Annotated in this window: 20 protein-coding genes; 8 read left to right on the top strand and 12 right to left on the bottom strand. The window is 61.9% G+C overall.

Translation table 11 applies throughout. The annotated features are described in order from the left end of the window. Positions 1 to 40: 40 nt before the first annotated feature. The 5 genes from ACGYK9_RS11865 to ACGYK9_RS11845 form a co-directional block, all read right to left on the bottom strand. The gene (locus ACGYK9_RS11865) at positions 41 to 400 is read right to left on the bottom strand and encodes an Hpt domain-containing protein (RefSeq protein WP_394410843.1); all 360 of its coding nucleotides are present in this window, start codon (positions 398 to 400) and stop codon (positions 41 to 43) included. Continuing rightward, positions 397 to 1,368: a PleD family two-component system response regulator gene (locus tag ACGYK9_RS11860; protein ID WP_394410840.1), complete on the bottom strand. Its 972-nt coding sequence runs from the start codon at positions 1,366 to 1,368 to the stop codon at positions 397 to 399. The genes ACGYK9_RS11865 and ACGYK9_RS11860 overlap by 4 nt, the downstream gene beginning before the upstream one ends. Positions 1,369 to 1,657: 289 nt before the next feature. Beyond that, positions 1,658 to 3,028, bottom strand: coding sequence for an aspartate aminotransferase family protein (locus tag ACGYK9_RS11855; protein WP_394410837.1), 1,371 nt, complete (start codon positions 3,026 to 3,028; stop codon positions 1,658 to 1,660). A 48-nt stretch (positions 3,029 to 3,076) separates the two neighbouring features. Beyond that, on the bottom strand, positions 3,077 to 4,561 hold the full coding sequence (locus ACGYK9_RS11850) for an NAD-dependent succinate-semialdehyde dehydrogenase (protein WP_394410834.1): 1,485 nt from the start codon (positions 4,559 to 4,561) through the stop codon (positions 3,077 to 3,079). Between the two features lie 128 nt (positions 4,562 to 4,689). Next, the gene (locus ACGYK9_RS11845; RefSeq protein ID WP_394410831.1) at positions 4,690 to 5,223 is read right to left on the bottom strand and encodes an Lrp/AsnC family transcriptional regulator; all 534 of its coding nucleotides are present in this window, start codon (positions 5,221 to 5,223) and stop codon (positions 4,690 to 4,692) included. Positions 5,224 to 5,245: 22 nt separating this feature from the next. On the opposite strand from ACGYK9_RS11845, the gene ACGYK9_RS11840 reads away from it, so the two are divergent. The 8 genes from ACGYK9_RS11840 to doeB all read left to right on the top strand — a co-directional run bounded on the left by ACGYK9_RS11840 (position 5,246) and on the right by doeB (position 13,262). Then, positions 5,246 to 6,622, top strand: coding sequence for a PLP-dependent aminotransferase family protein (locus tag ACGYK9_RS11840; RefSeq protein WP_394417388.1), 1,377 nt, complete (start codon positions 5,246 to 5,248; stop codon positions 6,620 to 6,622). 137 nt (positions 6,623 to 6,759) lie between these two features. Continuing rightward, positions 6,760 to 7,770: a TRAP transporter substrate-binding protein DctP gene (gene dctP, locus ACGYK9_RS11835; RefSeq protein WP_394414735.1), complete on the top strand. Its 1,011-nt coding sequence runs from the start codon at positions 6,760 to 6,762 to the stop codon at positions 7,768 to 7,770. Between the two features lie 73 nt (positions 7,771 to 7,843). After that, complete coding sequence (locus ACGYK9_RS11830; RefSeq protein WP_394414732.1) at positions 7,844 to 8,482, top strand: TRAP transporter small permease; 639 nt, start codon at positions 7,844 to 7,846, stop codon at positions 8,480 to 8,482. A 3-nt stretch (positions 8,483 to 8,485) separates the two neighbouring features. Next, positions 8,486 to 9,772 (top strand): TRAP transporter large permease, encoded by a 1,287-nt coding sequence (locus ACGYK9_RS11825; protein ID WP_067262546.1) that lies wholly within the window; start codon positions 8,486 to 8,488, stop codon positions 9,770 to 9,772. A 12-nt stretch (positions 9,773 to 9,784) separates the two neighbouring features. Then, the gene (locus tag ACGYK9_RS11820; RefSeq protein WP_067262549.1) at positions 9,785 to 10,225 is read left to right on the top strand and encodes a universal stress protein; all 441 of its coding nucleotides are present in this window, start codon (positions 9,785 to 9,787) and stop codon (positions 10,223 to 10,225) included. A 17-nt stretch (positions 10,226 to 10,242) separates the two neighbouring features. Next, positions 10,243 to 11,034, top strand: coding sequence for an aspartate/glutamate racemase family protein (locus ACGYK9_RS11815; RefSeq protein WP_394414729.1), 792 nt, complete (start codon positions 10,243 to 10,245; stop codon positions 11,032 to 11,034). 60 nt (positions 11,035 to 11,094) lie between these two features. After that, positions 11,095 to 12,276, top strand: a complete 1,182-nt coding sequence (doeA, locus tag ACGYK9_RS11810; protein ID WP_394414726.1) for an ectoine hydrolase DoeA — start codon at positions 11,095 to 11,097, stop codon at positions 12,274 to 12,276. Beyond that, on the top strand, positions 12,273 to 13,262 hold the full coding sequence (gene doeB, locus ACGYK9_RS11805; protein WP_394401583.1) for a N(2)-acetyl-L-2,4-diaminobutanoate deacetylase DoeB: 990 nt from the start codon (positions 12,273 to 12,275) through the stop codon (positions 13,260 to 13,262). Before doeA ends, doeB begins: the two co-directional genes overlap by 4 nt. 16 nt (positions 13,263 to 13,278) lie before the next feature. Here the strand turns inward: doeB and ACGYK9_RS11800 are convergent, their stop codons facing one another. From ACGYK9_RS11800 to ACGYK9_RS11770, 7 genes are all read right to left on the bottom strand, one after another. Further along, complete coding sequence (locus ACGYK9_RS11800) at positions 13,279 to 14,238, bottom strand: ABC transporter ATP-binding protein (protein WP_394414723.1); 960 nt, start codon at positions 14,236 to 14,238, stop codon at positions 13,279 to 13,281. Beyond that, positions 14,235 to 15,212 carry an ABC transporter ATP-binding protein gene (locus tag ACGYK9_RS11795; protein ID WP_067262560.1) on the bottom strand — a complete coding sequence of 326 codons (978 nt, stop codon included), beginning with the start codon at positions 15,210 to 15,212 and terminating at the stop codon, positions 14,235 to 14,237. The genes ACGYK9_RS11800 and ACGYK9_RS11795 overlap by 4 nt, the downstream gene beginning before the upstream one ends. Before the next feature lie 3 nt (positions 15,213 to 15,215). Further along, positions 15,216 to 16,121, bottom strand: a complete 906-nt coding sequence (locus tag ACGYK9_RS11790; protein WP_394414720.1) for an ABC transporter permease subunit — start codon at positions 16,119 to 16,121, stop codon at positions 15,216 to 15,218. Next, positions 16,121 to 17,128, bottom strand: a complete 1,008-nt coding sequence (locus ACGYK9_RS11785; protein WP_209216797.1) for an ABC transporter permease subunit — start codon at positions 17,126 to 17,128, stop codon at positions 16,121 to 16,123. The genes ACGYK9_RS11790 and ACGYK9_RS11785 overlap by 1 nt, the downstream gene beginning before the upstream one ends. After that, positions 17,122 to 18,231, bottom strand: a complete 1,110-nt coding sequence (locus ACGYK9_RS11780; protein WP_394414717.1) for a M24 family metallopeptidase — start codon at positions 18,229 to 18,231, stop codon at positions 17,122 to 17,124. Before ACGYK9_RS11780 ends, ACGYK9_RS11785 begins: the two co-directional genes overlap by 7 nt. Positions 18,232 to 18,309: 78 nt before the next feature. Beyond that, complete coding sequence (locus ACGYK9_RS11775; protein WP_394414714.1) at positions 18,310 to 19,902, bottom strand: ABC transporter substrate-binding protein; 1,593 nt, start codon at positions 19,900 to 19,902, stop codon at positions 18,310 to 18,312. Positions 19,903 to 19,966: 64 nt separating this feature from the next. Continuing rightward, a complete protein-coding gene (locus ACGYK9_RS11770; protein ID WP_394402040.1) occupies positions 19,967 to 20,557 on the bottom strand; it encodes a helix-turn-helix domain-containing protein in 591 nt (196 codons plus the stop codon). Positions 20,558 to 20,712 lie beyond the last annotated feature (155 nt).

The raw sequence follows: 20,712 nt of genomic DNA, 5'->3' as shown, positions 1-20,712 counted from the left end.
CAGTAAGTTCTGGACCGGCTCAATACCGGTCGCCGCGCCCTTAGGCGTGGGCGTCGATTTCCTGCCGGCAATGGGCGACGAACCCATCCAGTTCCGAGATGATCTCGATCGGGCAATCCGCGTGATTGGCGCGCGGTCCGGCCAGATGCTCGACAATCTGCGTTTCGCATTTGCGTGCCAGACGGCCCAGCTCTTCAAAGCCGAGCGACCCGGCGCTGCCCGCGATCTGGTGCAGAATGGCCTGCGCGCTGGCAAGATTGCCTTTGATCTCGTCCACGGTGGTCCCGTCCCAGGCGGCCAGACCATGGGTTGCGATCAGCGTCTGACGCTCGTCCAGCATTTCGACAAAGCGCTGTCTGATGCGCTCTATGCCGGGAAGTTCCGCTAACATTTTAGTCATGCTTGTTGATCATTCTGCCAAAAATCATTGAGCGATCTCGTATGCGCCTCACTGGCGGCTTCTGCACTTGCATGGGCCTGCGCCAGCGCATCCATGACGGAATTGCCACTTTTCCAGATCAGCCGCACGGCCTCTCCCGCGCTGACACGCGGGTGAACACGCTCGCCATTATTGTCGAACAATTCGGTTTGAGACAACTCAAAGTTAACCGCATCCATCAAACCGCCCATATTCGGGCGCCAGCCGCTCTCTGTAACGCATACGAAAGTGCCATTGCCCGCGTAGGACATCAGCACCTGATGATCGACGAGCGTATCGGACAGGATTTCGGCCACATCTGAGACAAGGCTATAGAACTCGAAAGAGGTCATCGTCGCGTGGAAAGCGTCGACCTCGCGGATGGTGAAGGCGAAGGCGGTGGAGCCGAAAAGCGCGCTGCGCGACAGTTGGGCGACGTAGTTCTCCATCGCGGTATAGTCGATCACATTGTCCACGTCATAGATCGGGACCGGCTCGAACAGCTCCATATGCGTCGCCTGATCGGCGATGGTCTTGGCGGCGAAAATCTTCTTGGTCCGCTGCTGACGCTCTTTCACCATGCCTTCGACCAGCCCGATGCGGGCTTTCAGTTCGGCAATCTCGAAAGGCTTGGTCACATAGTCGGTCGCCCCGGCGGCAAAGGCGGCGTCGATATAGCGTTTGTCGGACATCGCGGTGAGCATCAAGATCGGCGTATCGGCATGGCGCGCCGAATTGCGGATGTGCTGCGCCAGTTCGATCCCATCCATGCCCGGCATCTGAATATCAAGCATGAAGCAATCAATCGGCTCGAGATTGGGATCGCCCAACATATCAACCGCATGCAGAGCCGATGGGGCGGTCGTCAGGTCATGCGCGCCGATGATCTCTACAAATTGCCCAAGCAATTCGAGGATAATCGGATCGTCATCCACCGCCAGAATTCTCATTACATCTCTCCACAGATAAAAATCTTTGGGCCCCAAACTGGACGGACCGCTGCTTTCTTCTAATTTCTCTGGGAACTGTGGCCTAATTTTGGCGAATTCTTAGTAAATAGGCGACAAACCGGGGCACTGTTTCCATATCGGGGGAATTTGGCCCGATGAACGGCCCTGTTTACCGTTTTTTCATTTCTGATCGGTCTAGCTGCAGCACCTCTCGCGGGGTGTGATTCCCTCCAATGCAAACGGCCCGACGTCTCCGCCGGGCCGCTTAAATGTCTCGTAGATTTGAGCCTTAGCCCAAGGTCGCCTTGATCGCGTCGGCGGTCACCCCCACGACCTTGTCCGCTTCTTCGCGGGTCAGGCAGAAGGGCGGCGCGAAACCGATGATGTCGCCTTGGGGCATGGCGCGGGCGATGACACCGGCCTTGACCATATCGCCGACGATGGTCGGCACCACTTTGCGCGCCGGATCAAAGGGCGTGCGGCCATCGCGGTCTTCGACCAGTTCCACGGCGCAGAGCATGCCTTCGCCCCGGATATCACCCACCTTGGGGTGATCGCCCAATGCGGCTTTCATCTGCGCATTCAGATAGCCGCCCACGTCCGAGGCATTCTCGATCAGCTTCAGATCGTCGATCAACTTGAGGTTCGCGATCCCCGCAGCCGCGCCGATGGGGTGGGCCGAATAGGTCCAGCCGTGGCCGATGGGGCCGTTTTCATCGGTGCCCTGCTCCAGCACCTTCCACATCTTGTCGCCCACGATGGAGCCCGACAGCGGCGCATAGGCCGAGGTCAGCCCCTTGGCGATGGTGATCAGGTCAGGCTTCATCCCGTAGTAATCCGAGCCGAACATCGACCCCAGACGGCCAAAGCCGGTGACGACCTCATCCGCGACCAGCAGGATGTCATGCTTGTTCAGCACCTCTTGCACGGCGGCCCAATAGCCCTCGGGCGGCGGCACGATGCCCCCGGTGCCCAGAACCGGCTCCCCGATGAAGGCGGCGATGGTGTCGGCCCCTTCGCGTTCGATCAGCGCTTCCAACTCGCCCACCAGATGGGCGGTGAACTCCGCTTCGCTCATGTTGGCGTCGGGGCGGCGGTAGTAATAGGGCGCGTCGGTGTGAACCACCTGCGCCAGCGGCAGGTCGAATTTCTTGTGGAACAGCTCCAACCCGGTGAGCGAGCCGGTCACCAGCCCCGAGCCGTGATAGCCACGCCAGCGCGAGATGATCTTTTTCTTCTCGGGGCGGCCAAGGATGTTGTTGTAATACCAGATCAGCTTGACGTTGGTCTCATTCGCGTCCGACCCGCCGAGGCCGAAATAGACCTTGCTCATGCCTTCGGGCGCGCGGTCGAGGATCATCTTGGACAGGGTGATGCTCGCCTCGGTGCCATGGCCGACGTAGGAGTGGTAATAGGCCAGTTCATGCGCCTGCTCGGCAATCGCCTCGGCAATCTCGGTGCGGCCATAGCCGACGTTCACGCAGTAGAGACCCGCAAAAGCGTCGAGCAATTCGTTGCCGTCGCGGTCAGTGATGTGGCTGCCCTTGGCGGTCTTGATCACACGGGTCGGGCTTTCGCCGCGGGCGTGCTGGGCCAGATGGGTGGAGGGGTGAAAGAAATTCTCACGGTCCCATTGTTCGAGCATATCGTTCTTCAGCATTGGTCTTTCCTTTCTTCCGGCGCGGCTTTGCGCCGTATCTTTCAAATCTTAGGCCCAGTCACGGCAGACGTATTTGACTTCCGTAAAGGCTTCGAGCCCCAGCCGCGATCCCTCGCGCCCGATCCCCGATTGTTTCGTGCCGCCAAAGGGGATCGGCGCGCCGGTCACCTTGGTGCGGTTCACCGCCACCATGCCGAAACATAGCGCCCGGCTGGCGCGGTAGATGCGGCGCGGGTCTTGGCTGTGGACATAGGCCACCAAGCCATACTCCGTGTCATTGGCCCGCTGGATCGCCTCATCCTCGCTGTCGAAAGCCGCGATGGCGGCCACGGGGCCAAAGGTTTCCTCGCGCATGATCAGCGCATCGGGCGGCACGTCCGCCAGCACCGTCGGCTCAAAGAACAGCGGCCCCGCCGCGTGACGCTTGCCACCACAAAGCAGCCGCGCCCCACGGTCAAGCGCATCTTTGACGTGTTCCTCCTGTTTGGCCACGGCTTTCTCGTTCATCAACGGGCCGATGTCGGGGTCATCCGCCCCGATGCCCACGGTGAGCGCTTCGGTCGCGGCGGTGAAACGCGCGCAGAAGGTGGCATAGCTGTCGCGGGCAACGAAGAAGCGGTTCGCGCCGAGGCAGTCCTGACCTGAGGTGGCGAACTTAGCTTTGATCGCCTCTTCGACGGCGCGGTCCATATCGGCATCATCGAACATGATGAAAGGTGCATGGCCGCCGAGCTCCAGCACCAGACGTTTCACGCTGTCCGATGCCTGACGGTACAGTAGCTTGCCGATCTCGGTGGAGCCGGTGAAAGAGATGGCCCGCACGCGGGTGTCCTCCATCCACGGTTTCACGATCTCGGGCGCCTCGCCGGTGACGACGTTGAACACCCCTTTGGGCAGCCCTGCCTGTTCGCCCAATTCGGCCAGCGCCAGCGCTGAGAAGGGCGTTTCTGCCGAAGGATGCGCCACCACGGTGCAGCCCGCCGCCAGCGCCGCCCCCGCCTTGCGGGTCAGCATGGCAGAGGGGAAGTTCCACGGGGTGATGAGCGCGGCCACGCCCACCGGCTCACGCCAGATTTCCACCTCGGCGTCCGGCAGATGCGAGGTGACGCCTTCGATGTTCGGGCGGCGGGCCTCTTCGGAATAGAACTCAAAGAAGGACGCGGCATAGTCGATCTCGCCGCGCGACTCGGAGATGGGCTTGCCCTGTTCGGCGGTCATGATCCGCGCCAGATCTTCGCGGTTCTCCAGCATCAGGTCGCGCCAGCGCCGCAGGATCGCGCCGCGCTCTTGCGGCAGAAGGCCCGACCAATGGGGAAAGGCAGCGTGGGCGGCATCCACCGCGCCGCGGCTGTCTTCGGCGCTAAGCTTGGCCACCGCGCCCAGCACCGCGCCGCTGGCCGGATCGGTCACGTTGAAATCATCGCTCTGCGCCCCCGCGACCCATGCGCCATCGACATAGGCAAAGTGGCGGGCCAGTGCGCCCCGCGTCAGCGCGGGCAGACCATCGGCGGGGGTTGGGATCATCTTGGTCATCGGGCACCTCCTTGGGATGAATTGCCCCGAAGGTAATACAGGATGCGGCGCGGGTTTGACCGAATATCAGCCGATCGGCAGGAGGTTTTGCGGCGCGCCCCCCGGCCCGCCGGAAAAACTACGGCGGCTCAGCTTTCGCCCTCGGGCAGCAGGAGCGACAGCGGCAGCGGTGCCGATTTAACCGATTTGGTGACGACATAGGTAAAGTAGCGGCTCAGCCCGGCCTGCTGGTCCAACAGCGCATCCATCAGACGCTGGTAGCTGTCGATGTCGCGGGTGACGACCTGTAGCAGATAGTCAAAGCCGCCGCCCAAGGCCCAGCACTGCACGATCTCATCATGCTGCGCGATCACGGCCTCGAATCGCTGAAACGCCGCGGCCCGGTGGTTGCCCAATTCGGCCTGCACAAAGACGGTGACATGCGGGGCGATGCGGCGCAGGGCGACATGGGCCTGATAGCCGGTGATGATGCCCGCAGCCTCCAGCCGCGACAGCCGTTCGCCGCAGGCGGTGGCGCTCAGGTTGACCTTGTCGGCAAGCGCGGATTTGGCGATGCGCCCCTCGCGAGAGAGGATCGACAGCACCGCGATATCGCGCTTATCGAGTTTGACAAAGCTCATATCCGCTTCATGCGAGCGCATGCCGGACTTGTCAATTGTCATGATTGTGGTGATCATCCAGATCATGACAAAATGGCGCCCAGACCCCGGATCCCTGACCCGCCCTGCCTATCGTTCACTCGTTCAGGCGATTGAAACGGCGATACAGAACGGCGTGCTCAAACCCGGAGACCGCCTGCCGACGCAGCGCCAGATGGCCTTTGACCTGTCGCTGAGCGTGCAGACCGTCAGCCGCGCCTATGACAAGCTGGTCGAGGCGGGCAAGATCGTCGGTGAGGTGGGTCGCGGCACTTTTGTGCGCGCGGCGAGCGATGAGATCTCCATGCCCTTCGTCAGCCGCAAGGCCGCCGGGCGGTTGCTGGATATGTCGATCCTGAAACCTGTGCTGGATCACGCCCATGAAGAGGCGATGCAAAAGACGCTCCGCGCCATGGCCCGCTCCCTGCCCCGCGCGATGATGGGCGGGTTTCGCCAAGACCTCCGCGCCGGGGACAGCAGCAGCGCAGTGCGGCGCTGGCTCTCGCTCTGCGGGCTGGACCTGGAGGGGATGGCGGTAATCCCCACCAACGGCAGCACCAGCGCCATGACTGTGGCGATGATGACGGCGGCCCAACCGGGCGATCTGATCGTCAGCGAAGACATCGGCCATCACACCCTGCGCCCCCTCGCCCGCTTTTTGGGCATCCGCCTGCAAGGGGTGACCGTCGACGCGGGCGGCATCTGCCCCGAAGCGCTGGAGCGGATCTGCGCGAAAGAGCCTGTCAAAGCCGTCTACCTGATCCCCAACGGGGCCAACCCGCTGGCCTTTACCATGACCGAAAGCCGCCGCGCCGCGGTGATCGAGGTGGCAAGACGCCATGACCTGCTGATCATCGAAAACCAGTCATGGGGGCCGCTGCAAGACGCGCCGCCGCCACCGATGGCGGCCATGGCCCCGGAAAGGGTGCTCTATTTCACCAGCCTCACGAAATGCCTGCTGCCGGGGCTGCGGGTCGGCTATCTGGTGGTGCCGGATCACCTTGGGGCCTCGGCGGCCAACCGGCATATGGTGACCAGTTGGATGGCCACCAATATGATGACCGAGATCGCCGGGCGCTGGATCGAAGAAGGCACCGCCGAAACCCTGCTCAACCGTCAGCAATTGGCCCTGCGCGACCGTGCCGATTTCGCCGCCAATGTGTTTCGCGGCCTCGACATGCGGACCAGTTCGAACGGGCTGCACCTCTGGCTGCCCTGTCACGACATTTACGAAGAGGCCGAACTGGTCAAATCCATCCGCGAAAGCGGGGTCGCCGTGGCCAATGGGGCCAGTTTCGCCATCGGCCCGCCCGACCGCCACCCGGGGCTTCGCGTCTCGATCGGGGGGCAATCCTTTCCCGAATTCGCCCGGGGGATTCGCATGATCGATGCAAGATTACGCAACAGGGGTAGGGCGGAATGACTGTGAGAGCGTCTCAAATTGTCATGGATCAATATTCACATTGACATGATTGGGATCGGTTTAAATGATCTAGCAGTCAGGACATTAGTTTCGCTGCGGCCTTTGTGCTGCGCGGGCAATAAATGAAAGGGAGACAGATGGCTAATTTCAAGACCGTTATCACCGGGGGTATCCTCGCAGCCGTGACAAGCGTCGCAGGCGCGGCCTCCGCCGACACATGGCGCTATGCATTCGAAGAGGCACTGGACGAGGTGCAGGGCAAATACGCCCAGAAATTCAAGGAAGAGGTCGAAGCGAACTCCGACCACGAAGTGCAGCTTTTCCCCTATGGCACATTGGGTGAATCCGTTGACACGATGGAACAAGCGCAGGCCGGCATTCTTCAGTTCGTTGACCAATCCCCCGGCTTCACCGGCGCGCTGATCCCCGAGGCGCAGGTCTTCTTCGTGCCCTACCTGCTGCCGCAGGACGACGAGGAACTGTTCGAGTTCTTCCGCACCTCCAAGGCCATCAACGAAATGTTCCCCGAGCTTTATGCAGAACAGGGTCTGGAACTGCTCAAGATGTTCCCCGAGGGTGACGTTTGCATGACCACACAAGAGCCGGTCAAAACGCCCGAAGACCTCAACGAGGTCAAGTTCCGCGTCATGACCAACCCGCTCTTGGTGGAAAGCTACAAAGCCTTTGGTGCCACGCCAACACCGCTGCCATGGGGCGAAGTCTATGGCGCGATGCAAACCGGCATCATTCAGGGTCAGGAAAACCCCGGCTTCTATCTGGAATCCACCAAGATGTATGAGGTGACCGAGGTCATCACCTGCATCGGCCACAACAACTTCACCACCGCTGTGATGGCCAACAAGGATTTCTATGACGGCCTGTCCGATGAGGACAAAGAGGTGGTTCAGAACGCCTCTGACGCGGCATTCGAATACATCCTCGAATACCAGTCCGGCCTGCAGGAAAAGTCGCTGGATAACATCGCCAAGGCGAAGCCCGACATGCAGATCAACATCCTGTCCGAAGAAGAGCGTCAGCCCTTCAAAGACAAGGCCGCATCGGTCGAAGAAGCCTTCATCGAAATGACAGGCGACAGCGGCAAGGAAATCCTTGACCAATTCAAGGCAGACCTTGAAGCCGTCAAGTAAACGACTTTCTCACCCTCCGGCATCGCCGGGGGGTGACCTTATTTTGACGCGATCCATTTGAACCATCTACGGGATGACGCCGGTGACGGAAGACAACCACAGTTCGCAACTGCAATCTCAGACAGATACCACCGGCACCGATGACGCCCCTGTGGGCACCTATAAATCCACCCTCCCCGGCCCTCTGGGCACGATCGACAACGCAATCAGCTGGCTTGAGTCCGTAATGCTCGCCGCTGGGGTGTTGCTGATGGCCGCCAATACGATTGCCAACGTGGTGGGCCGTTTCGTCTTTCAAAGCTCGATCTTCTTTTCCGAAGAGCTGAACAGCATCCTGATCATTCTCATCACCTTTGCGGGCATCTCCTATGCCGCGCGGCATGGGCGGCATATCCGCATGTCGGCGATTTTCGACGCCCTCCCCCCGCGCCCGCGCAAAATGCTGATGATCTTCATCGCCTTCGTCACCGCCGTCTTCATGTTCGGCCTTGCCTGGTACGCCCTGCAATACATCATGACCCAAGCCGGACGCGGCCGCCTGCTGCCCGCGCTGCAAGTGCCGGTCTGGTGGACGCTGGTCTGGGTGCCTTTCGGCTTTTTCATGACCGGGCTGCAATACCTGCTGACCGCGATCAAAAACATCATTGAACCAGATATTTACCTGTCGACCAGCGTTCTCGAAGGCTACGACGACAACGAGCGGGAGGTCTGAGCCATGGCCGTCACCATTTTCTCTGTCATGGTCGTTCTGCTGCTGCTCGGCTTTCCCATGATGATCCCGCTGATCGTGGGGGCTTTCGTCGGTTTCTATTCGCTCTTCGGCGGTTTCGGCCAGCTTGAGACGATGGTGCAGCAGATGATGGCAGGGGTCAGACCCGCCTCACTGATTGCCGTGCCGATGTTTATCTTTGCCGCCGACATCATGACGCGCGGCCAATCCGCCGGGCGGCTGATCGATATGGTGATGTCTTTCGTCGGCCATATGAAGGGCGGTCTCGCGGTCGCCACCGCTGCGGCTTGCACCATGTTCGGCGCGGTCTCGGGCTCCACACAGGCGACGGTCGTCGCCGTTGGCTCCCCGCTGCGGCCCCGGATGCTCAAGGCGGGCTACAAAGACAGTTTCGTGCTGGCGCTGATCGTGAACTCCTCCGACATCGCCTTCCTGATCCCACCCTCCATCGGGATGATCATCTACGGCGTCGTCTCCAACACGTCGATTGCCGAACTCTTCATCGCGGGCATCGGGCCGGGGCTGCTGATCCTCGCGCTCTTCTCGGTCTATTCCGTGATCTACGCCTACCGCCACAACGTCCCCACCGAAGAGAAAGCGACATGGGGCGAGCGTTTCCGCGCGGTGCGTCAAGCGCTCTGGCCCCTGGGCTTCCCGGCGATCATCATCGGCGGCATCTACGGCGGTGTCTTCTCCCCAACCGAAGCGGCAGCGGCCTGCGTGCTCTATGCCATTTTCCTTGAGATGATCGTCTTTCGGGAAATCGACTTTGCCGGCATCTATGAGACCGCGAAATCGACCGGGCTGATTACCGCCGTGGTCTTCATCCTCGTCGCGGCGGGTGCGGCATTCTCTTGGGTGATCTCCTTCGCGCAGATTCCCCAAGCGGTGCTGACCGGCATCGGGATCGACAGCATGGGGCCGATTGGCGTGCTCTTCGTGATCTCGGCGGCCTTCTTCATCGGCTGTATGTTCGTGGACCCCATCGTCGTGATCCTCGTCTTCGTGCCGATCTTCGCACCGGTCGTGGACTCGGTCGGCCTCGACCCGGTGCTGGTCGGCACCGTCATCACGTTGCAAGTCGCCATCGGCTCGGCCACGCCGCCCTTCGGCTGTGACATCTTCACCGCTATCGCGGTCTTCAAACGGCCCTATATGGAGGTCATCCGCGGCACCCCGCCCTTCATCATCATGCTGCTGAGCGTTTCGGTTGCCCTGATCTTTTTCCCGCAGATCGCCCTCTTCCTGCGCGATCTGGCCTTTGCGAAATAAGAGGAGAGCGTCATGTTCACCCATATCCTCGCCCCCTATGACGGCTCGGTGAATGCCGACCGCGCACTGATGAAGGCGGCAGAGATGGCCAAGCTGACCGGGGCGAAAGTGACGCTTTTGACGATCTACCGGCATCATTCGATGCTGGAGGCGTCGCTGTCCATGGTGCGGGTGAACGATCCGGGCAATATCGACGACGCCATGCAGGCCCATGCGACCGAGATTATCACCCACGGCAAGCAACTGATGAAAGACGCGGGCGTCGAGAATGTCCGCGCCTTCGTCCGCTCTGGCCGCCCCGCGCGGGCGGTAACGGAATTTGCCAAGAAACATGAGGTTGACCTGATCGTCATCGGCTCGCGCGGCCTTGGGGCCACGGGTGACAGCTATCTCTTGGGGTCGGTCTCTCACAAGGTTACGGGGCTCGCGAAATGCCCCGTGCTTGTCGTCTAGGTCAAAGGAATATTCAGGTGACACCCCCTGTGCAAAGCGAGACGCTTGATTGCCGTTTGCGTGAAGATGACCCCGTGCGGCTGGGGGCAATGCTGCTGTCGACCGACATGACCTTTGAACGCGACGCCGCGCGGCTGATCGACCCGGCGCAGGCGGCGCTGCATGTGGCGCGGATCGCCTTTGAGAACCCCACCACACCCGACCGGCTGCGCGCCATGACCCCCGATATGGCCCGCACGGCGGCACTGCTGGTGCCGGGTATCCAGCTTTCGGCCATCGCTTTTTGCTGCACCTCGGCCTCGGTCGCCATCGGCAACCCGGCAGTGCGCGCCGCGATTGGCGAGGGGCTGCCCGGCGTGCCCGTCATCACCCCCGCCTCTGCCGCCATCGCAGGCTTTGCCGCGCTTGGCGTGACGCGGGTGGCGATGCTGACCCCCTATCTGCCCGACACCGCCGCCCCCCTCGCCGCCTATTTCAACGATCAAGGGCTTGAGGTCATGCGCAACGGCGCCTTCGCGCTGGAAGACGACCGCGACATGGCGCGGATCGACGGCGAGAGCATCATCAACGGCGCCAAAGCATTGGACGGACCAGAAGTAGAGGCATTTTTCCTCTCCTGCACGTCCCTGCGTGGTGTCGACGTAATCGACCGGATCGAAACCGCCTTGGGCAAACCGGTCGTGACCTCCAACCAAGCGCTGTGCTGGGCGTTGCAACGGATGGGCGGGCTTTCGGGCCGCCCCGATGGCTATGGCCGTCTGTTCGACTGCGACATGCCAAGCGCCCATGCGCAAGGCATCATTCCGTGATCCCGGCCCCTCTGGCCGGATCGCATTATTCGGGTAACCAGACATGAAAGGGGCTGGCCTATGACCACTTATGAGGCGAATTTTACAAACAGCGAGTACCAGCGCCGGGTCGACCGAACGCGCAAGACCATGGCTGCGCGCAATCTCGATGCCATTGTCGTCAGCGATCCGTCGAACATGTCTTGGCTCTCGGGCTATGACGGGTGGTCGTTCTATGTTTACCAAGCGGTGATCCTGACCCATGAGGGGGAGCCGGTCTGGTGGGGCCGCGGCATGGATGCGCTTGGCGCCCGGCGAACGGTCTTCATGGAGGACGACTGCATTCGCGGCTATGACGACAGCTACGTCCAGAACCCCGAAAAACACCCGATGGAAGACCTCTCGGCCCTGCTGAGCGAGATGGGGTTGGAGCAGGCGCGCATCGGCGTCGAGATGGACAACTACTATTACTCCGCCCGCGCACATGACACGCTCAAGACCAAACTGCCCAAGGCGACCTTCATGGATGCGACGGCGCTGGTGAACTGGGAACGCGCGGTGAAATCCGAGCGCGAGATCGAATATATGGAACGCGCCGCCCGCATCGTCGAGGAGATGCACGTCCGCATTCTCGAAGTCGCCGTGCCCGGCATGCGCAAGAATGATCTGGTGGCCGAGATCTATGCCACCGGCATCCGCGGCGCACAGGGGTTCTGGGGCGATTACCCGGCCATCGTGCCCATGGCCCCTTCGGGCATGGACGCCACCGCCCCGCATCTGACATGGGACGACCGGCCCATGCAGCCCAATGAGGCGACGTTCTTTGAGATCGCAGGCGCGCACCGGCGCTACCAATGCCCCCAGTCGCGCACGCTGTTCTTTGGCGATGTGCCGCAGAAATACCGCGACGCGGAAAGCGCCGTGCTGGATGCGATTGACGCGGGTCTCGAACAGGCCAAACCCGGCAACCGGGCCGAGGATATCGCCAATGCCTTTAACGCCACGCTGAACAAGGCGGGATTCGAAAAGGACAGCCGCTGCGGCTATGCCATCGGCATCAGCTACCCGCCGGACTGGGGAGAGCGCACCATCTCTTTCCGCCGTGGCGACAAGACGATCCTAGAGCCTGGCATGACCTTCCATTTCATGCCCGCGCTTTGGCTCGACGATGGCGGGCTTGAGATCACCGAGCCGATCCGCATCACCGAGACCGGCCATGAATGTTTCTGCACCACACCGCGAAAGTTGTTTGTTTCCGCATGACCAGCAATCCCATCACCCCGACCATCCCGCTCGACCAACCCGGCGCGCATCACGGTTTCCTGCGCCTGCCCTACAGCCGCGATGACAGCGCATGGGGGTCCGTGATGATCCCCATCACCGTCATCAATGGCGGCGACGGCCCCACGGCGCTGCTGACCGGCGGCAACCACGGCGATGAATACGAAGGCCCGATTGCCTTGCAGGAACTGGCCGCCACACTGGATCCGGCGCAGGTCACCGGTCGCGTCATCATACTGCCGATGATGAACCAACCCGCCTTTGCCGCAGGCCGCCGCTGCTCGCCCATCGACGGGGGCAATATGAACCGCAGCTTTCCGGGCAACCCGGGCGGCACGGTGACCCAGAAGATCGCGCATTACATCGCCACCGAACTAGTGCCGCTGGCCGATATTGTGCTGGATTACCACTCCGGCGGGCGCACGCTGGATTTCCTGCCCTTCGCCGCTGCGCATATCCTGCCCGACAAGCGGCAGGAGGCCGCTTGCATGGCCGCGATGGAGGCGTTCAACGCGCCCTACTCCATGAAAATGCTAGAGATCGACAACCGCGGCATGTTCGACACCGAGGTCGAGGAGCAGGGCAAGGTCTTTGTCACCACCGAGTTGGGGGGCGCGGGCACATCGACAGCCAAGAGCATCGCCGTGGCGCGCAAAGGCGCGCGCAACCTGTTGATCCACGCGGGCATTCTGCAAGGGGAGCCGGAGGTGGCCGAAAGCGTGATGCTCGACATGCCCGACGGGCGCTGTTTCACCTTTAGCGAGACCACGGCCCTGTTGGAGCCGCTGGTCGATCTGGGTGACGCGGTGACCGAGGGCCAGCCCATCGCCCGGCTCTGGCCCAGCGACCGCAGCGGTCAGCCAGCGATCCTCGCCCACGCGCAGCTTAGCGGCATCCTGACCGCCCGGCATGTGCCGGGGCTGGTCAAGATGGGCGATTGCATCGGCGTGGTGGCGCAGGTGGTCTGAGCCACCCGCGCCCGCCTCATTTGTCGACGGGGAAGTAGCAAGCCGCCGGATGCGGTGCGCCCTCCAACGGGGGGCGCTCCTTGCGGCAAACATCCTGCACTTTCCAACAGCGCGGCGCGAAGGGGCAGCCCTCGGGGATCGCGAGCGGCGAGGGCAGCTCGCCCTGCAACTTGATCCGCTCCTTACCGCCCTCGGGGTCGGCGCGCGGCGTGGCCGACAGAAGGGCCGCCGTATAAGGGTGGCGAGGGTTGTCGAAAACCTCGTCCTTCGGCCCCTTCTCCACCGCGCGGCCGAGATACATGACGATCACGTCATCGGCGACGTGACGCACGACCGACAGGTCATGGCTGATGAAGAGATAAGCCAGATCCATCTTCTCCTGCAGATCGACCAAGAGGTTCAGGATCGCCGACTGGATCGACAGGTCCAAAGCCGAGACCGGCTCGTCCAGCACCAGCACCTTGGGGTCGAGCATCAGCGCCCGGGCCACCGCGATTCGCTGGCGCTGCCCGCCCGAGAACATATGCGGGTAGCGGTCGTAATGCTCAGGCCGCAGACCGACGAGGCGCAGCATTTCGCGTGCCTTCTCCTCGCGCTCTTTCTTGGACATGTCCTTGCGGTTGATGACCAAGGGCTCCTGCAGGATCGTGCCGATCTGCTGGCGTGGGTTGAGCGAGCCATAGGGGTCCTGAAAGACGATCTGCACATGCTGGCGCAGGTCGGCCCAATCCTCGGGTCGCACCGGTTTGCCGTCGAGCGTGAGCGAGCCTGCGGTCGGCTCTTCGATCATCGTGACCATGCGCGCCAGCGTGGACTTGCCGCAGCCGCTCTCGCCCACCACGGCCAGCGTCTTGCCGGGGTGCAGTTCGAAATCGAGACCCGCGACGGCCTTGAGCGTCTGGGTCTTGCGCAGGAAGCCGCCACCAACCTGATAGTGACGCTGCAGCGCGTCGGCGGTCATTACGGGGGCGGTCATGACGCGGCCCTTTCATTGGTGTTGAGCGGATAGAAGCAACGCGCCTTACCCAGATCCTCGCCCAAGGGCGGCGGGTTCTCGGCGCGACATTTGTCGTTGGCGAATTTGCAGCGCGGAGAGAAGAGGCACCCCGCGGGCCGGTCGAACTGGCCGGGCACCACGCCGGGGATCGTCGGCAGGCGCTTTTCGGTCGCGCGCTCGGGCAGCGCGTCTAGCAGCGCTGCCGTATAGGGATGGTGCGGTTCGCGGAAGAGCGGCAGCACCTGCTGCTCCTCGATCTTCTGGCCCGCGTATTGCACGCTCACGCGCTCGGCGGTTTCGGCCACCACACCCATGTCATGGGTGATCAGCACCAGCCCCATGCCGGTCTCGTCGCGCAGCGAGGTCAGCAGGTCGAGGATCTGCGCCTGAATGGTCACGTCGAGCGCCGTGGTCGGCTCATCCGCGATCAGCAGCTTCGGCTTGCAGGCAATCGCCATGGCGATCATCACCCGCTGGTTCATCCCGCCCGACATCTGGTGCGGGAAGACTGACAGGCGCTTTTCCGGGTCCGGGATGCCGACCTGCTCGAAGAGTTCAATCGCCCGCTTGTGCCGTTCGGCACGGTTCAGGCCGAGGTGCACGCGGAGCGACTCTTTGATCTGCCAGCCCACCGGGAAACAGGGGTTGAGCGAGGACATCGGCTCTTGAAAGATCATCGCCAGATCGTTGCCGACGATCTTACGCCGGGCGCGTTTGTCCATGGTCAGCAGGTCGTGGCCGTCAAAGGTCAGCTCATCGGCGGTGACGGTGGCGGTCCAGGGCAGCAGCCCCATCAGCGCCAGCATCGAGACCGATTTGCCCGAGCCGCTTTCGCCGACGATGGCAAGAATTTCACCGGTGTCGACATCCTGATCGACACTGTCGACCGCGCGGAACTTGCCCGAGGCAGTGGCAAAATCGACCGAGAGGTTGCGGATACGCAATAGAGACATCAATCAGCTCCGCTTCAGTTTCGGATCGAGGGCGTCGCGCAGACCGTCGCCCATGAGGTTGATCGCGAGCACGGTGACGAGGATCGCAAGACCGGGGAAGGTAACGACCCACCATGCGCGCAGGATGAACTCGCGCGCTTCGGCCAGCATGGTGCCCCATTCAGGGGTCGGCGGCTGTGCGCCCATGCCGAGGAAACCCAAGGCCGCCGCATCGAGGATCGCGGTCGAAAACGACAGCGCGGCCTGCACGATGATCGGCGCAAGGCAGTTCGGCAGCACGGTCACGACCATCAGCCGCAGCGTGCTGGCGCCGACGACGCGGGCCGAGGTGACATAGTCCTTCTGCCGCTCGGAGATCACGCTGGCGCGGGTCAGGCGCACGTAATGCGGCTGTAGCACGATGGCGATGGCGATCATCGCGTTGGTGAGGCTCGGCCCGAGGATTGCCACCAGCACCAAAGCCAGCAAGAGCGACGGGAAGGCCAAGATGATGTCCATGATCCGCATGATGATCGTGTCGACCCACTTGGGCGCAAAGCCCGAAATGAGGCCGATGATGATCCCGCCCGAGGCGGCGATGGTCACCACCACGATGCCCACGAAGAAGGAGTAGCGCGCGCCAACGATCAGCCGCGAGAGCATGTCACGACCCAGCGGGTCGGTGCCGAGGATGTGGCTCCAAGTGCCACCGTCCTGCCAGACGGGCGGCTGTAGCGTGGCTGCGCGGAACTGTTGAGTTGCGTCATGCGGGGCGATCCATGGGCCGAACAGCGCCAGCACGGCGAAGATGGCAAAGATCCACAGGCCGATCACGGCCCCGCGGTTTTCACGGAAATAGAACCAGAATTCGCGCAAGCGGCCGGGGCGGTCGTGCACCATTTCGGCTTCGGCAGAGAGTGCGTCGTCCATTAGCGTTTCCTGATTTTCGGGTTGATGATGCCGTAGAGCATGTCGACGGTGAGGTTCACGACCATGACCATGACGGCGATGAGCAGAAGGCCACCCTGAACCACCGGGTAGTCACGGCGGAAGATACTGTCGACCATCCACTTGCCGATGCCCGGCCAGCTAAAGATCGTCTCGGTCAGAATGGCGCCCGCCAGCAGCGTGCCGACCGACAGGCCGATCACGGTGATGACGGGGATAAGCGCGTTGCGCAGGGCGTGGATGCCGTTGATCCGGCCCGTCGACATGCCCTTGGCGCGGGCGGTGCGGATATAATCCTCGCCCAAAACCTCAAGCATCGCCGAACGGGTCTGCCGCGCGATCACCGCCAGCGGGATCGTCCCCAGTACTATGGTCGGCAGCAGAAGGTGCCGCAGCGCCGAGAGGAACGCCCCGTCCTGCCCGGAGGCAATGCTGTCGATCAGCATGAAGCCGGTGGCGTTGGGGAAGTAATAAAGTAGGTCGATCCGGCCCGAGACTGGCGTCCAACCCAAGTTACCGGAAAAGACGATGATCAGCAGCAGCGCCCACCAGAAAATCGGCATCGAATAGCCCACCAGCGCGGTCGACATCAGCGCCCGGTCAAAGAACTTGCCCCGGTTCACCGCCGCGATCACCCCTGCGGGCAGGCCCAAGGCCACGGCGAAGATCATCGCGCAGAGCGACAGCTCCAGCGTGGCGGGGAAAAGCGAGAAGAACTCATCCCAGACCGGGCGTTTGGTCACGAAGGACGTGCCCAAATCCCCCTGTATCACGCCGGTGAAGTAATCCCAGAACTGCACATAGATCGGCCGGTCAAAGCCAAACTGCTGTTGCAGTTCGAGGTAGCGTTCTTCGGAAATGCCACGCTCACCGGCCATGACGACGATCGGGTCGCCGGGCAGCAAGCGGATGAAGGCGAATGATATCAGCGTGACGCCGATAAAGGTGGGGATGAAGGTCGCAAGGCGCGACAAGACATATTTCAGCACGGGAGCACCATCAGTTCCTTCGGAAAGTTGGTCAGGGATTTGTAGCCATCTTCGGTGATCAGCACGTCATCTTCGATGCGCACCCCAAAGTTGCCGATCTCATAGAGACCGGGTTCGTTGGTGTACACCGTTCCGGCGGGTAAAGTCATGTGGTTGCCGCGCATGATATAGGGCGCTTCATGCACATCGCGGCCCAGACCGTGGCCGGTCTTGGTGCGGATGCGGTCGGCAAAAGGAGAGGCTTCGAGCACGCCGGTCACCACATCGTCGATCTCATGCGCGGTGACGCCTGCGCGGGTGGCCTCCAGCCCGGCAAGGTTGGCGCGCAGCACAGTATCGTACACCGCGCGCCCTTCGTCGCTGACATGGGCAAGGAAAACGGTGCGGGTGATGTCGGCGGCAAAGCCGTCCTTCCGCGCGCCGAAGTCGATCAGCAGCGCATCGCCTGCTTTGACGTGGTAATCCTCACGCGCTTTGGCATGCGGGCGGGCCGAGCCGTCACCGGCGGCGACGATGGGGGCGAAGGACAGATCATCGGCCCCTTCGGCAAAAACCATCTGAACCAGTTTCTGTTCGATCTCTTTCTCGGTCTGGCCGAGCTTCACAAAGTCGAGCGTCGCGCGAAGGGCGCGTTCGGAAATGTCGATGGCCTCTTGAAGGGCGGCGACCTCGGCCTCGGTCTTGATCATGCGCGGGGCGGAAATTTCGCGCTCTGCGTCGATGATCCGCAAGTCGGGCTGCGCTTTCTTCAGCGCGTGATGCACGAAGACGCGCATCACTTGGCCCTCAACGGCCAACGAGGTAATGTTCAGATGCTGCGTCAGCGCGGCGAAGGCATCGTCATAGCCTGTCTGGTCGCGCCAATCGAAAACGGCCCCGTCGAAACCGACCAACTCCCAACTGCCCAACTCAAGGTTCGGCACCAAGGCGGCGGCGGGGCCGCGGGCGGGGATCACCAGAACGAAGGGGCGTTCGTGGCTCATGAAGGCATGGTCGACGGCGCGGGTGAAATTCGGGCCGGGCACCAGCGCCACGGCATCGACCGATAGGTCAGCGGCGATATCGGCATAGGCCGACAGGCGATCATTCAGCGAAGGGGACATGGGCTGGCTTTCGAGCTGGCGAGGTTAATAAAATGGGGACGGCACAGGATGCCGCCCCCTTTGGTCAAAGCGGCAGGGTTACTGCTTCAGGCCAACTTGGTTGAAGATGTGGCCACCCAGCGGGTGCACGACATAGTTCTCAACCTCAGGGCGCATGGTCATGTAGACGACCGAATGCGCGATGGTGGCCCAAGGCGCTTGGTCCTTGAAGATTTCCTGCGCTTCTTCGTAAAGCGGCGCACGCTCTTCTTGGGTCGGCAGAACCTTGGCTTTCTGGATCAGCGCGTCGAATTCCTCGTTGCACCACTGGGCGCGGTTGGATTTTTCGACACCGTCACAGCCCAGCAGAACCGCGAGGAAGTTGTCTGGGTCACCGTTGTCGCCGGTCCAACCCAGCAGCACGGCACCGTCACGGTCCTTGGACTTGGAGCGCTCCAGATACTCACCCCATTCGTAGGAGACGATTTCGACATCGACGCCAACCTTGGAGAAGTCTTCCTGCATCAGCTCGGCCATGCGGCGGGCGTTGGGGTTGTAGGGACGCTGAACCGGCATCGCCCAGATCTTCATCGACAGATCGCTGACGCCCTCTTCCTCAAGCATTGCCTTGGCGGCCTCGGGGTCATAGTTGTCGTCTTCGATGGCGTCGTTGTAGGACCACATGGTCGGCGGCAGCGGGTTCTTGGCGATTTCGCCAGAGCCTTGGAACACCACGTCGATGATCGCCTGCTTGTCGATCGCCATGTTCAGCGCCTTGCGGACCTTGGCGTTGTCGAAGGGTGCGACCTGCGTGTTATAGGCCAGATAGCCGACGTTCAGACCTTCCTGTTCCATCACGACGATGTCTTCGGCGTCTTTCATCGCCTGAACATCAGCCGGGTTCGGATATGCCATCACGTGGCACTCACCCGCCTGCACCTTCTGGTAGCGCACGGAGGCGTCGGGCGTGATCGCGAAGATCAGGCTTTCAACCTTGGCCGCATCGCCCCAGTAGTCGTCGTTACGCAGGTAACGGATGACCGCGTCTTTCTGGTAGGCTTGGAACTTGAACGGGCCAGTGCCGATGGGCGCTTGGTTCACCATTTCCGGCGTGCCCGCTTCCATCATCGCGTCGGCATACTCCTTGGACACGATCGAAGCAAAGTCCATCGCCATATTCGCGATGAAGGGCGCTTCGGGACGGGTCAGGTTGAAGGCCACGGTGTAGTCGTCGACCTTCTCGATGCTCTCGATCAGATCGGGCATGGACATGCCGCCGTAGTATTCCCATGTGCCGCCCGAGACGGTGTGATAGGGGTTTTCTTCGTTGCCCTGACGGTCAAAGCTGAAGATCACGTCGTCGGCGTTAAAGTCGCGTGTCGGCGTGAACTGGTCGTTGGAGTGGAACTTCACACCCTGACGCAGCTTGAATGTCACGGTCATGCCGTCTTCGCTGACTTCCCAGCTTTCGGCCAGCGCAGGCACGACTTCGGTCGTGCCGACTTTGAACTCGGCCAGACGGTTGTAGATCGGGTGGCTGGAGGCGTCGAATGTGGTGCCGGCTGTGTACAGCGCAGGGTCAAAACCCTCGGGCGAGCCTTCGGAGCAATAGACCAGCGATTGGGCCGATACCGCCGAGGCCCCAAGGGCCGCCAGCATGGCACCGGTGGCCAATTTCGTTGTAAAAGACATAATATTCTCTCTCCTGGTTGGTTTGTTTCTTGGCAGCGGGGTATCCGCCGCAGGTGATACGCCCTTACGGGCGAGACGACGCGAATGCGGTGGCGACTGCCCCTTCATTCGGACGTATTCTATTGGCGCCAGCGGCCTGTTCATATTGCATCCGCCCCACCCAAAGCACGCGGGCGGGTTTGTCGGTCTTGTTGGACCACGAATGCGGGCTGCTGCCGAGGTAATGCAGGCTGTCGCCGGGCCGCATGATATGCTCCCCCCCATCGACGACCTGCGCGATCTCTCCCTCAAGGATATAGATCACCTCTTCGCCCTCATGGACGACCTCTTCCGAGGCATAGCCCGGCGGCACGTTCATGATGTAGGAGGACAGCTCATGGCCCGGGAAATCCGCGCCGATCTTTTCATATTCGATGGATGAGCCCGAAACGGCAAAGCGCGGACGCTCAGCCGCACGGGTCAGGCTGTCTTGGGTCTTAGGCGTATGGATGAAAAAACTGACATCGACCTGAAGCGCCACGGCGATCTGCGACAGGGTGCCCAGCGACGGCGTGGCCCGGCCCCGTTCGACTTGGCTGAGATAGCCCACGGACACGCCGGAGGCTTCGCCCAACTGCTGTAGAGTCAGGGACAAACGATGACGCTGCTTGCGCATGCGCGCGCCAAGCGTCGATACACTGTCGCCATTGGCAGTCAGCAAATTCACCCTCCCGTGAACAGCGGCCCGATCTCATGCCGGGTATAGCCTTTTCATGTCTCGCTGTGTGAAATTAAAAAGGTTGAGGGTCAACAATAATTTTTTTACTGCAC

Source organism: Sulfitobacter sp. 1A15258 (genome assembly GCF_043557045.1).
GTDB lineage: Bacteria > Pseudomonadota > Alphaproteobacteria > Rhodobacterales > Rhodobacteraceae > Sulfitobacter > Sulfitobacter faviae.
Note: the sequence above shows the minus strand (reverse complement) of the source record. Positions and strands in the feature narration are given on the sequence as shown.